Here is a 13748-nt window from a genome sequence, read left to right as displayed (position 1 = left end):
AAGTTTTTCGTCAACTGCTTGAATATCTTTTGAGAGTTTCGTTTCAACTCGTTGAATTTCGTTTGTAAGTTTTTCGTCAACTGCTTGAATATCTGCTTTTAATTCTTGATGGCTTGCCTTTAAGGCTTGTTGGCTGTGTTTAATTTCTCTGGAGTTTGCCTTAACGGCCTGCTGCGTGAGTTGTATTTCAGCTTTGAGTTCGTGCGTTCGCATATCGAGCTTTTCACCAAATTCAACTCGCGTTGCTGAAAGTTGCTCACCAAAGCCTTTCATGTCATCCCGCATACCTTCAACAAGAACGGTGAAGTAGCCGATTTGCTCAGTCAGTGACTGCTCACTGAGCAGGGGCTTTCCTTTTGATGTTTTGATTTTCTTTTTGTGCATGACTTCACTTTGCTACTCACCAGCACCATTTTAGTCAATCGCTCTTCAGCACTATTTCTAAAACATTCGGATTTGTTCGGTTTTTAGTGCACCAGCATTTCAGGAAAGCGTACTACGCTGGAAATAGAACTGTAAACGTTGTTCCTTTTTCTACTTCACTTTCTACAAAAACTTCGCCGTCGTGCAAATGTACCAAATGCTTTACAATGGAAAGTCCCAAACCTGTTCCTCCCAGTTCACGCGAACGGGCGCGATCAACGCGATAAAAACGTTCGAAAATTCTAGGCAAATCTTTTTTGGGAATTCCTACTCCAGTATCACTTACGTTGATAATACAATGCGTTTTTGTGAGAGATGCAGAAACACTGATTTTGCCGCCATCTCGCGAATAGCGCAATGCATTGCTTAAAAGATTGGAACAAATTTGTCGCAGAGCTTCTTTATCCGCTCTTACTTTTACCTTTTTTGGTATGTCCAGAAGAAAGGAAACATTTTTGAGCTTCGCTTGATTTTCAAATTGCAGCCAAAGTTCATGAAAAAAACTTTCCAGCTGAAGAGAAACATTATGCAACTCAAAGATACCAGAGTCACATTCAGAAATTTTTAAGATATCATCAACCAGTTGTTTTAAATGATGTGCGCTCTCTTCAATTTTGCGAAGGAATTTTTGCTGATGCTCTTCATGCATTTCATTTTCTAAAGTTTCTGCATATCCCAAAATAACGGTGAGCGGCGTTTTGAATTCGTGCGAAATGTTGGCCACAAATTCTCGACGCATATCTTCCAATTGCTTTAGCTGATGAAACTGAGATTCCAAACTGGAAGCCATGGTGTTAATTTCTTCCGACAAAACGCCAAACTCATCTCTGCGCGAAAGCGAAAGCCGTGCCGACAAATCTCCTTTTCGAATTCTGCCTGCCACATCAATCAAGCGATGAAATGGCGAAACCAGCGAGCGCGAAAAAACCAACGCCAAAAGACTTGAGAGAAACAAAGCAAGAAAAGCCAGCTGCAAAAGAGAGCGCTTCAATTTGTAAACGGTGTGGTGAATAGACTGCAACGGAACAGCAAGCCGGACAAAACCACCCTGCACTTTTCTGGCGAAGTACAACATTTCTTCTCCAAGCGTGCTTGATGTACGAATTGCAGAGCCAACGCCATCCTTAGATGCAGCAAGCACTTCCGGCCGACTGCCATGATTTTCAATCTGAGTTTGTTCTTCAAAACGAACGTGGGAATCTGAAAGCACAACGCCATCGTCACGAACAAGCGTGATGCGATTGTTGATTCCTTTTGCCAAGCTTTTTACAAGATTGTCTAAAGGTTGATGTTCCCATTCGCTTAAATGCTTTTGGCCAAATTGCTGCCCAAGTAAAAAGGATTCTTGATCTAGGGTTTGAATCAGATTTTGAGTGAGGTATTTTTCTCCATAAGGAACAAGCGAAAAATAAAGAAAGAAAAGACACAACGAAAGCAAACTAAAAAAATAAAACCAAACTTTCCAAAAAAGGCGAAGGTGAAATTGTTTTCGCAACATTGTTCTCCAAAAAATAGAGCGTGTTGATAATTTAAAACAACTTGTTGGTCTGTTTACAATTGTCATCCTGAACGTAGTGCCCGCCTGCCGGACGAGCAGGAAGGATCTCCTCGGAAACACAGTAGATTCTTCGCTTTGCTCAGAATGACAAGAAGCTAATTATCACAACGTCCTACTCGACAAATTTGTATCCAACACCACGAATCGTTTCGATAAACATTCCAGCATCGCCAAGCTTTTCTCGCAAGCGCTTGATGTGGGTGTCTACTGTTCTGGTAGTCAAATCTTCGCTGAGGCCCCAAACTCGGTCTAGCAGCGACTCTCTGGTTGCCACCCTTCCTTTTGTTTCCAAAAGATAGAGTAAGAGTTTAAACTCGATGGTCGTTAAACGAATGTCTTCATTTTTCCATTTCACTTCGTGCTTCTCTGGAATGACCAGTAAATCTTTATACTTGAGAGATTCTTTTTTTCCTAAAGCATCAGCTGATTCAAGCCTGCGAAAAATTGCCTTAATTCTCAGCATCAACTCGCGCGGGCTAAAAGGTTTTGTCACGTAATCATCTGCACCAGCTTCAAAACCTGTAATGCGATCGTGGTCTTCACCTTTTGCAGTAAGCATCAGAATGGGAATATTCGAAAGTTTTTTGTTGAGTTTCAATGCACGGCAAACATCGATGCCACCTACATCTGGGAGCATCAGATCTAAAATGATGAGATCTGGATGAGCATTTTTTGCTTCGTTTATACCCTTCGCACCACTTGCAAGATGAAAGCTTTCATAGCCTTCTTGCTGTAAAGTGTGTTGAAGCAACTCCGCAATATCGTGATCATCTTCAATGATCAGAATGCGTTTCTTTTTCATGAAACTCCTATGTCCAAACGGGGTTTAGTTTTTCAGCGTCAACGCCCAACTCTTTTATGGCCACAGCAACTTCTTCGCAAGAGATATCACCTTGTTTGCACAGCTGCCACAAACTTGCCACCACAATGCACTCTGCATCAATTTCGAAATGACGACGCAGCTCTTGGCGCGAGGCACTTCTGCCAAGGCCATCGGTGCCAAGCGAAGTAAACGCTGGAACCCAGCGCGCAATTTGATCGGGCACGGCTTTCATCCAATCGCTTACCGCTACAACTGGCGCCTGAAGATTTCCCAGTTGAGTTTCGAGCCATGAAACTTTTTTGCTTTCTTGTGGATGCAGCATATTCCAGCGCTCACAATCGAGTGCTTCGCGACGAAGTTCGGAGTAACTGGTGGCGCTCCATACATCGGCTTCAATCTTAAATTTTTCTTGAAGTATTTCTTGAGCACGAAGGGCATGTAAAATAATTGATCCGCTTCCAAGCAAGTGCACACGCGCTTTTCCCGAAGATGAAGCTTTGTACTTATACAATCCTTTTGTAATTCCTTCTGTAACGCCTTCGGGCATTTTTGGCATTTCGTAATTTTCGTTTTGAAGGGTGATGTAATACACCACTTCTTCACCGTCTTGATACATGCGTTTCATACCATCTTGCACCAGAGTTAAAATTTCGTAGGCAAACGCAGGTTCATATGAACGCACGCGAGGATAAGTGCTTGCAAGCAAAAGGCTGTGTCCATCTTGATGTTGAAGCCCTTCGCCGGAAAGCGTTGTGCGGCCTGCAGTTGCGCCTAGCAAAAACCCGCGACCACACATATCTTGCAACGCCCAAATAAAATCTCCAACGCGCTGGAATCCAAACATAGAATAATAAATGTACATTGGAATGGTTGGAACACCATTGGTGTAATCGCTGGTGGCCGAAGAAATGAATGAGCAAATAGCTCCAGCTTCGGTAATGCCTTCTTCCAACAATTGTCCGCTGGTAGCCTCTTTGTAGTAAAGCAACATGCTGCGATCTACCGGTTCATAAAGCTGACCAACCGAAGAATAAATGCCCACCTGTTTAAACAAGGGATGCATCCCAAACGTTCTCGCTTCGTCCGGAATGATAGGAACAATGCGGCTTCCAAGCGTTTCGTGTTTCAACAGTTTTGAAAGAAAACTGACAAAAGCCATTGTGGTTGAAACTTCACGGCCTTTTGCAGTGCCTTCGGTGAACTCTTTATATTCGTCCAAACTGAAACTTTGAATCTGCGTTTTTTTCTGATTTCGGGAAGGAACAAAGCCACCGAGCGCCTCGCGTTTTTCAATGAGGTACTTACATTCTTCGCTGTCTTTTCCAGGATGGAAAAACGGCATTTCTTTTACTTGATCATCGCTTAAAGAAATATCGAAACGATCTCTAAAACACATCATTTCTTCTTCGTTCAACTTTTTTTGCTGATGCGTTACGTTTCGGCCCTCGCCCGCTTCGCCCATGCCATACCCTTTGATGGTATGGCACAGCACCACACTGGGACGGCCTTTTGTGGCTACCGCTTCGGCAAATGCTGCGTGCACTTTTTGCGCATCATGGCCACCGCGGCCCAAGCGTTGAATGCGCTCATCGGAATAGTGTTCCACCATCTTGAGCGTTTCAGGGCACTTGCCAAAAAAATGTTCGCGCGTGTAAGAGCCCGGCTCTACCACATATTTTTGCAATTCACCGTCTACCACATCATGCATACGCTGCATCAAAAAGCCCTGATCGTCCTGCGCCAAAAGCGGATCCCAATCACGGCCCCAAATAACCTTGATCACATTCCAACCTGCTCCACGATAGGCAGATTCAAGTTCTTGGATAATTTTTCCATTTCCACGAACTGGTCCATCCAAGCGTTGCAAGTTGCAGTTGATCACAAACGTAAGGTTATCAAGCTTTTCCCGCGAGGCCACTGTAAGTGCACCCAAAGATTCTGGCTCATCGCACTCGCCATCGCCCAAAAATGCCCACACGCGTTGCTTGCTGGTGTCTTTGAATCCGCGGTTATGAAGATAGCGATTGAAGCGCGCTTGATAAATAGCCTGCATTGGCCCCAAACCCATCGACACCGTGGGAAACTCCCAAAAGTCGCGCATCAGCCAAGGATGCGGGTAAGAAGGCAATCCACCACCAGAGGCAAGCTCACGTCTGAAATTGAAAAGCTGCTCTTCACTCAAACGGCCTTCCAAAAAAGCGCGCGCATAAATTCCAGGTGAAGCGTGGCCTTGAAAATAAACATGATCCGGACCATCTGGATGCTGCTGCCCTTTGAAAAAATGATTAAACGCCACTTCATAAAGCGTTGCAGCCGAAGCATAGGTAGAAATGTGCCCACCAATGCCATCTTCATTTTTGTTGGCGCGCACCACCATGGCCATGGCATTCCAGCGAATAAGACTCTTGATACGTCTTTCAATCACTTCATCGCCAGGATACGCCGGCTGACGGCTAACGTGGATGGTGTTTATAAATGGAGTTTCAAAGGGAAAATGAACGCGTTTCATACAAACCTCAAACTGTCTTCTGGCAACAGCAGCGCGCCAGCATGCGGGCTTTCCTATACACCCCACTTCAGGCATTTCAAGAAAAATCGTTGGGATTAAACTGAAAAGGAAATTTGTACTACACCTGCTCCCAAATGAGCAAACTGGCATCATCGGGGCCACCGTGCTTGGCGTTTTCATCTCCCATGCGCTGACGGGAAAGGCCCAAGATATCTGTGGCTGCGGCCTTCAAACCTGGAAGACATGCTCGATTGAGCATTTCACTTTATGAGAGATTATCTAAAATACCATCACTTGCTAAGATCACCCTGTATTTGCGAGAAAGACTTTTTTTCGGGCCCACGGCAATATGCATTTCTTTATCGCCCAAAACATTGAGCACCACATTTCTGTCTTCATGCGCCAAAGCTTCTTGTTCGCTCAGCATTCCAGCTTCTTCGGCATACCCCACGGTGGAGTGTGCTGTTGTTTTCCATTTTATTTTCCCTCGCCCGCCAAGCACGTAACAGGCTGAGTCTCCCGCGTGGAAGGTTTGAAAGTGTCCATCCTGTAACAAAGCAATCACCAAAGTAGTTGCGGCACCAACTCCAAGTGCCAAAATATTTTCGTTAGCTTTTTCGATTGCCGAAACAATCACAGATCGAAGCAACTTTTCTTTGGTGAGCAAAAGTTCTTCTTGAAGTGTGGCCAGTGCAATCCTAGCAGCTTCGGCACCGCGTTTGTGACCACCCACTCCATCGGCAAGAGCAAGTACCGTGCAGGTTCTGTTGAAGTTAACTACAAGAAGAGCATCTTCGTTTGGAGTTTCTTTTTGAGGGGATTTCGAAGAGAAAAAAGAAACGCGCCCGTATAAAAACTGGGCGCAATCTGCTTGTTGCATATCATTTTCCAGCAAAAGAAAACTGTCTGAATATCCCAAAGCTGTTAATGGCATTATTTTTCTTTCCACTCTAAGTTTTCGAGCGCACGCCTTAACTTTCCTGCTGTTTTAAATTTCTTCTGAATGAGCGAGCGACGCAATCCACAACAAATATTTTTTATCGCCTCTGGCTGCCCTGCATACTGCGGCTTTCCGCCTAATGCATCATAAAAAATTCTGACCATATCGCAAACATCATCCAAAATATTTTGCGGCTTTGGATAATCCCAATGATACATATCAAGCAATTTTAAGTCGAAGCCCAAACCAAAACGGCGGATGATGATATTTTGAGAATGAAGATCACCATGATATTCTTTGAGTGAATGAATTTGCTCCATACCTGCTGCAAGTGAGTGCAATAAGTGTAATGCTTGAAAAGAATTGAGGCGTTTTCCCTTTTGACGTTTTAAAAATTCGCTCAGCAATTCTCCTTCTACAAATTCAGAAATCAAAACGGTAACGGGAAGAGTTTTGTAAAGAATAGTTTCTTGATTGTAATAGTGAATCACAATGGGGCACGCGCGCAACTTGTGCAATTTCTTCGCATAGCGCACCACCGCTTTATTGCCCACGTTGCGCTTGGGATAAAAAAACTTGGCCGCACGATCAATGTGCGTGTTGAGCTCGCGAATGCGATACACTTCGCCTTCCCAGCCAGATCCAATGCGCTCTAGAACGCGATACTTCTTCGCGATAACGCTTCCCGGTTCGAAATCAAATGAGGTAAAACTGGGGATACTTTTTTTCTTCTTAGGCTTCGCCATATTCTGGCGACTTAGAAGATTTCTACTTCCAAATGCAAGAGAATTTCCGGGAATTGAGGTTGAATTGGGGAAAAAGATTCTCCCCTTTGCGTCGCTCTGAAATTTCCGCTCAAGCGCCGCGGAAATTTCATCCAACATTTCGGCCTTCATCATTTTCTTTATGGCTGTCTAAGAGATGAAGGCCTCAAAAGTGCGCTCTCACAAAGGGGAGAATCTTTTTCCCAGAGCTGAACATCAATACCACTTCATGGATGGACAAAACCTTAAGCACCTTTCTTCCTTGCTTCCTGCCAAAGTCTCTCTTATAGACCAAGCCCATGATTCTTGAAGGTAATATTGTCTGCACCAAACGTGGTGTCCATCGTGCTCAAATCACATACAACCCCGCTACAGGATTGATTGAAGGTGTTGGACAAGACTTGGGAAAGGCTGATTATAGCTATCTCGGCGAGCAGCAGCTTATTTTTCCGGGCATGGTGGATATTCACATTCACGCCAGAGAAGACGAAACGCAAAAAGAAAACTTCAAAGAAACTTATGCCACTGCAAGCGATGCTGCCATCAATGGTGGAGTGGCAGCCTGCGCTTGCATGCCCAACACGCCTTCACCACTCACAAGCGAAAAGCAACTAGCCTGGCATCAGCAACACCATGCTGCACTGCCGGTGACGTTTGTGAATTATGTGGGCATCGGCCCTAACACAAAACCCATCACTGTTGCAGCGCCGTACAAAGTGTACACCGGCCCATCAGTTGGCCCCCTTTTTTTCAAAGGTGAAAATGATTTACGCGAAAGCTTGCAGCATTATCGCGGACAAAAAGTAAGTTTTCATGTGGAAGACTTTGATGTGCTGATGGCAAACCAAGACAAACACACGCATCAAGAGCGTCGTCCTATTGCATGTGTTGAAAAAGCCTTGGAATATGTTTTACGCTTCATTGAAGAATTTGGGCTGCAGGCAAAACTGTGTCACTGGTCATGCGGTGGAAAAAGTTTTGAGATGATCGCAAAGCACCGCGAAAAGGGCTTTGCAACGGAGCTTGAAGTTTCTCCTCTTCATCTTTTCTTTGACGCCGACATGCTGAAAGCAAAACCAGAACTGTGGCCATATGTGCAAATGAATCCATCTTTGCAAAGTTCACAAGACAGACAAGAACTAATCGATGCGCTGAAAAGTGGCTTCATTCAACACTTAGCCACCGATCATGCTCCACATCCTTTGGATGAAAAGTTTCATCAGTTTGGAAGTGAAGAAAAATATCTCGCGTTGAAAAAAGAAAACCTCGAAGAATGCAGACGGCTAAGCTGCATGAACGCTTGCTCTGGCACGCCTCAACTTGACACCTATGCTCTTGTCTGCTGTTGGCTGATAAACGAACATGGTTTCTCCGCACAACGCATTGCAGAAATGTCTGCCGAAACTCCGGGCGCATTTATCAATCAGTTTTTGCCTGAAACATATGGAAAAGGTTTTGGAAAAATTGAAGTGGGTTACCAGGCAAGCTTCACCATTCTTGATCTTGCGGGCGAAACTCCTTTTAAGAGAAGCATGGTAAAATCAAAAGTGGGTTGGTCACCATTTGAAGGTGTTAGCTTTCCGGGTAAAATTGTAGCGCGGTTTATAAAGGGAAAACAGATTTTGATTTAAGTTTGTCATTCCTCGCATGATTGTGGCGGGAATCCAGTAATGGTGAATTGAACTTGTGTTGTGGATCCTCGCGTACGCGGGGATCCAGGCTTTCAACGTTCCCTTCCAGAAGAGAAAATAAATTCTCATCCCCATTCTAAAGCATGATCACCGGCGTTGGCACGAACACTCTCACCATCGAACTTGGACCCATCACACTCGCACTCATCGTTGCACCTGTGCCCAATTGTGAAACAAGTGGATTGTAGGCGAGTGGCATACTAGCATTTACGCGCATTGCCAGCGCTGGAGTATTCGACTGCATCGTAAACAGGCGCGAAGAAGCATTCCAAGATGCGGTAAGCTCTAGCAGTGGCGCTCCACTTCTCGGAAGTGGAGCGTCTACGGTTGCATCCGCCAACAAACTCAATGCCAACCAATTTAAATGAGCTGGACTGTGAGAATCGATTTCTAAAGTGGCAGCCTCTGCATCTGACTGCAACCGCACTCTAGATGTAAGCGTAGGGCTGTCTGAAAAATGACCTAACACATGAAATGGATTTGTTTGTTTTTGAATTGCCCTTAGCGTAATAGGGATGTCCTCTTCAAGATAATCTAACTTTACTCTTCCCTTTTTATCTTCTTCAAGCAGTCCAAGTGCACCACCCACAAAATTATTGGGAAAATGATTCGTCATCTCCGTAACAAAATTATATCTTGTTACTTCTGCTAGAGTATACCCCGCTGGCACATCAGAAAATCCAGGAGCATACTGAGCAAGAGCATGCTGGTGGTGAAGACCCAAGCCATCTCTCACACTTCTCAACGCCTCTATTTTATCTGTTTCAAAAGAAAGGCTTAGGGCAAAAAGAGCGCTTTTCATTTGCAGCATAAGCGCAATGTAATGAACATATTCATTTTCAGCTTTTTTCCAAATGTATGAAATTTTTCCAGCCCAGGGAAAGCGAACATACTTTTCTAGAAAACGAGAAAAGGCTCCGTTCAAAACTTCAGCTGTTACAAAAGGATCTCGCAATGACCTGATATCTATTCCGTCTGGAAGCTGTGGTAATGGTTCCTTTGAATAATTGAGCGTAGCTTCAAAAGCACCAACAGCATGCTCAGCATCAACCGGCCCACCCGCTTCGCCCAAAACTTTGCCATACACCTCAGCTAGCCGAGCTTGGTGTGTGCTTAAATCCACAACGCTTCTTGTTGGAGGTACCATTGTCATAAGCTTACCTTTTCATTCCTTGTCTAAAGGCATTATCGGCTGAAATTGAAGAAAGTTGCTTCATTTACTCATTCTCTTTCGGGGACGGTTCTGCCTTTGCAAAGCTTTGATATGATTGTGAAAAAAATGGTGATAAGAAAGTTTCAAAAAAACGCAAGTTGCCCTATTTTTCACAACAATTTCAAATTATTACAATGTCAGAACCGTCCCCTACACTTTTACTTGCCGGTAGGCCTCGTAAAGTCCAATGCCCACCGAGGTTGAAAGGTTCAAGCAGCGGGTCTTTCCCCACATGGGAATCTGCACGCAGCGTTCTGGATAGCGCTTCAAAACTTCTTCTGGCAAACCGTCTACTTCTGAACCAAACACCAACACATCATCAGCACTGTATTTCACGTCGGTGTAACTTTGCGTTGCATGCTTTGTGAAAAACCAACATCGCTCATCTCGAACAATTTCATCTAAACTTGAAATAATTTTTGGCTCAAGCTCATACCAATAATCTAGCGCCGCGCGCTTCACACTTTTTTCATCCACCTGAAATCCAAGCGGCTCCACCAAAACAAGAGGCGTGTTGGTGGCCACGCAAGTTCGTGCAATATTTCCCGTGTTCCATGGTATTTGTGGTTGATATAATACAACTTTCATTCGTCCCTCACACTGTCACTTTCTTGTCACTTGTTTTTTCGCTTTTCGCGGCGTAGAATTTTCGACAAGTTTTTCATTCAATCTTAGGGGGGGGATATGAAGAGATCGAACGCGTTTGTCAAAGTTTTAACCATTCTCTTTTTGCTCATCAGTTTTTCTGCCGAAAAAAAAGCACACGCAAATGAATGGCTGGATGGTTATATTTTTGCAGGAGTGAACGCGGGAAATTACAACATTTACGATAACGATGGCGACTTTTTAGAAACCATCAACAACTTTGGAAATAGCTTTACCACTGGTTGTGATTTCGATGCCAACGGCGTTTTGTATACCACCAATTTTACCTTCTCAAAAATAATTAGCTTTGAAGCTCCTCACCCTCACGATATTTCGCAGGTTATTTTTTCCGAAGCCGAAACTCCAAGCCAGCTGACAAAATCAATTGTCTTTGCTCGCAACGGTGATTTTTTTGTGGGCCACGCTGGCGGAAATAAATACCTTCATCGCTACAGCCCAGATGGAACTTTGCAAGATACCTACGACATGCAACTTGATGTTCGCGGTGTGGAATGGATTGACTTGGCCTTCGATCAAAAAACTCTTTTCTATACTTCAAAAGGAAGAAAAGTGCTTCGCTACGATACCGAAACAAGTTCTCAACTTGCAGACTTTGCCTCACTGCAACCCGAAGGCAACACCGAGCTTGGAGCCTTTCGCATTCTTCCTCCGGGCGATGGCAGCGGTGGAATTATTGTTGCCGACTTAAAAGACATCAAGCGTTTGGATGCAAACGGTGAAGTAGTTCAAAGTTACGACGTGCCCACTGAAAACCACTGGTTCTCTTTAAACCTCGACCCCAACGGCACTTCCTTCTGGAGTGGCGACTACGCGAGTGGAAATTTTTACAAATTTAATATCGAAACCGGTGAAGTTGAAGTTGGCCCCATTAACACTAACGTGGGAACAAACTCCTTTTTTGGACTTTGTCTCAAAGCAGAACCAACAGCTGCACGCCCTCCAGACCTTGATGAAGACGGCTTAGCGGGACAAGATGACAACTGCCCACTCGTACCAAACCCAGACCAGGCCGACGCTGACGGCGATGGCATTGGCGATGCGTGCGATAGCTGCAGACTTGTTTCAAACCCAGATCAAACGGACGAAGATGGAAATGGTGTTGGTGATATCTGCGAGGAAACCTGCGGCAATGGTGTGTTTGACCTTCATCCCGATTCACCGCCAGCTTGTGCGCAACTAAAACGCTACACCACACTGAGAACACGCAGTGATCTTGATGCTTGGAAAGCAAATCCAACTACAAGTGCAAAACTGGTTGAAGACATTGCTTTCAACAATGAAGAACTCGCTCTTTCTACCAACTGCGATTTCATTGCAACCGGAAGAGCAAAACTCACCGGACTTACCGATCTCTTCATTTCCGCTCACAAAGTGGATGTGCGTGCAGATATTGAAGCAAGCGGTCGAGTAGAGTTGCGAGGACAAGAGCAAGTAATCATCAGACAATCTTCAAGCATCACTGGCCCGCTTCAAAGCCTTGCTTTAGAAGCTCCACGCATTGATGACTACGGCGATCTTGAGTATCAACAGCTCTATTGTGCCGAAGGCGCGGATGTCATCGTCCGCCAAGCCGCTCGCAATGCGGGCAACAGCGGATTGGTTGAAATCACGGGTCACACAGTTGATGTGAAAGGTGATTTTATAAATCCTGGTGGCGTTTCCATTATTTCTTCTGGAGATCTTAGTTTCCGCCAAGCGTCTGTGATTGCAAATGCAAATAATATTCACATGAACGCTCAAGGTTTCTTAGATTTTCGTGGAGATCTTCGTGATGTAAATGATGTAAATTTAATCGCAGGTGGAAAAATGACTTTCCGCCAAGCTTCAAAAATTGAGAATGCAGAAAACGTAAACATGGGAGCTGGTTGCTTCCTCGATTTTCACGGCGACCTCGTCAACATTAACGATGTCAACATCAGTGCAAATTCATTCTGGTTCCGACAAGCCACAAAAATTGATCACGCCAATAATGTAAACGTAGAAGTGCGCGGTGACGAGCTCACCAACTTCTACGGAGACATTCGCAATTCAGGAAATATCAACATCGAAACCAATGGCGATGTGTACACAAGGCAAGCAAGTGTCTTTCAGCATAACGGCGACATCAATATGACGGTGCACGGACTCTTTTCACTTCGCGGCGATGCTGCAGAAAATGGAAACGTTGCTATCGAAGCAAAAACGTATGAACTTTATCCAACGCATGCTTTCAGCAACAATGCCACTTGCACACTAACGGGAGAGCCAACAGAAGATTCAGTTGCAGCCAATGGTTGCCAAGAAACACTTGTTGATGCTGACGATCATGTTTCTCCAACTCCCGAAGAAAACATGTGCGGCTCAAGTCATCATGTTTCAAAACGACACAGCCATCATTCTGGTTACCACAAGAAAAAAGCACATCACTATCATGGAAGCTATAAAGGCAATGACCATGATGAGCACAATGAACACGATAAAAAAGTCCGCCATTCCTGCAGCTGGGGAAAAATGGGCGCTTGGTGGAAAGATTAAGTTTTCGTTATTGAATACCAAAATAAAAAGGGGCTCGCATGAGCCTCTTTTTTTATCCGAGTCCAGCAGTTAAAACTCGGCCCCTTGGGGCCGAAAAATCGTTAGCAGATTTCCCTGGATTAAACTCGGGAGCTTGCTCCCGAGTTTTTGATCATATTGCGATGTTCATTTTTTTTGGTCTGTGTGAGTAATTTTTTTCATCATTTTGAATGATACCTTGCAGTTTTTCTACGCCGCCACAACTTCAATTTTCAGCTTCAGCCCAAGTTTATGAAGATGATCTTCAAGCGCTAAAGCTACAAACTGATTTACGGAATAGCCAAGCTTTTGTGCAAAATCAGCCGCACGTTCGGCTGTAACTTGACGACGTCCCTTTTCGATATCACAAAGATGCGCTCTGGAAATTCCTAATTTTTTCGCCATTTCCACTTGTGTCATTTCATCACACTCTCGAAGTGAAGTAAGCATCTCGCCAAAGGACAATCGCACTCTTCGCTTTTTTTCGATAAATTTGCGCGCATTGCTCTTTTTAGTATTCATGTTTATGAACCTCCTCGATGTTAATATAGTTCCCCCTGAAAAACCCATTTTTTCAAGATAGCGGACCTTGAGCGGTGTGTTTTTTCGGAGGCTCAACAAAAATCAAC

Annotated in this window: 10 protein-coding genes and 1 pseudogene; 2 read left to right on the top strand and 9 right to left on the bottom strand. The window is 44.5% G+C overall.

Translation table 11 applies throughout. The features are described from left to right. From COV43_02655 to COV43_02630, 6 genes are all read right to left on the bottom strand, one after another. Positions 1-384: hypothetical protein (locus tag COV43_02655; protein PIR26135.1), on the bottom strand; the 384-nt coding region annotated here is incomplete at its 3' end. Positions 385-496: 112 nt separating this feature from the next. Further along, on the bottom strand, positions 497-1987 hold the full coding sequence (locus tag COV43_02650) for a hypothetical protein (protein PIR26134.1): 1491 nt from the start codon (positions 1985-1987) through the stop codon (positions 497-499). A 106-nt stretch (positions 1988-2093) separates the two neighbouring features. Then, positions 2094-2783 carry a DNA-binding response regulator gene (locus COV43_02645; protein ID PIR26133.1) on the bottom strand — a complete coding sequence of 230 codons (690 nt, stop codon included), beginning with the start codon at positions 2781-2783 and terminating at the stop codon, positions 2094-2096. Between the two features lie 7 nt (positions 2784-2790). Continuing rightward, positions 2791-5493 carry a pyruvate dehydrogenase (acetyl-transferring), homodimeric type gene (gene aceE, locus COV43_02640; GenBank protein ID PIR26132.1) on the bottom strand — a complete coding sequence of 901 codons (2703 nt, stop codon included), beginning with the start codon at positions 5491-5493 and terminating at the stop codon, positions 2791-2793. A gap of 85 nt (positions 5494-5578) precedes the next feature. Continuing rightward, on the bottom strand, positions 5579-6247 hold the full coding sequence (locus COV43_02635; protein ID PIR26131.1) for a serine/threonine protein phosphatase: 669 nt from the start codon (positions 6245-6247) through the stop codon (positions 5579-5581). Then, on the bottom strand, positions 6247-6999 hold the full coding sequence (locus COV43_02630) for a serine/threonine protein kinase (GenBank protein ID PIR26136.1): 753 nt from the start codon (positions 6997-6999) through the stop codon (positions 6247-6249). The genes COV43_02635 and COV43_02630 overlap by 1 nt, the downstream gene beginning before the upstream one ends. 317 nt (positions 7000-7316) lie before the next feature. On the opposite strand from COV43_02630, the gene COV43_02625 reads away from it, so the two are divergent. Further along, a complete protein-coding gene (locus COV43_02625; GenBank protein PIR26130.1) occupies positions 7317-8648 on the top strand; it encodes an amidohydrolase in 1332 nt (443 codons plus the stop codon). 136 nt (positions 8649-8784) lie between these two features. On the opposite strand, the gene COV43_02620 is transcribed toward COV43_02625, so the two are convergent. Together COV43_02620 and COV43_02615 are read right to left on the bottom strand one after the other, a co-directional pair. Continuing rightward, positions 8785-9855 carry a hypothetical protein gene (locus COV43_02620; GenBank protein PIR26129.1) on the bottom strand — a complete coding sequence of 357 codons (1071 nt, stop codon included), beginning with the start codon at positions 9853-9855 and terminating at the stop codon, positions 8785-8787. A 216-nt stretch (positions 9856-10071) separates the two neighbouring features. Beyond that, positions 10072-10509, bottom strand: a complete 438-nt coding sequence (locus COV43_02615) for a tRNA (uridine(34)/cytosine(34)/5-carboxymethylaminomethyluridine(34)-2'-O)-methyltransferase TrmL (GenBank protein ID PIR26128.1) — start codon at positions 10507-10509, stop codon at positions 10072-10074. A gap of 1047 nt (positions 10510-11556) precedes the next feature. On the opposite strand from COV43_02615, the pseudogene COV43_02610 reads away from it, so the two are divergent. Then, positions 11557-11706: pseudogene (locus tag COV43_02610) on the top strand (thrombospondin). Positions 11707-13329: 1623 nt separating this feature from the next. Here the strand turns inward: COV43_02610 and COV43_02605 are convergent. Next, the gene (locus COV43_02605; GenBank protein PIR26127.1) at positions 13330-13740 is read right to left on the bottom strand and encodes a transcriptional regulator; all 411 of its coding nucleotides are present in this window, start codon (positions 13738-13740) and stop codon (positions 13330-13332) included. Positions 13741-13748 lie beyond the last annotated feature (8 nt).

The sequence above is a fragment of the Deltaproteobacteria bacterium CG11_big_fil_rev_8_21_14_0_20_42_23 genome (assembly GCA_002796345.1).
Lineage (GTDB): Bacteria > UBA10199 > UBA10199 > 2-02-FULL-44-16 > 2-02-FULL-44-16 > 1-14-0-20-42-23.
Note: the sequence above shows the minus strand (reverse complement) of the source record. Positions and strands in the feature narration are given on the sequence as shown.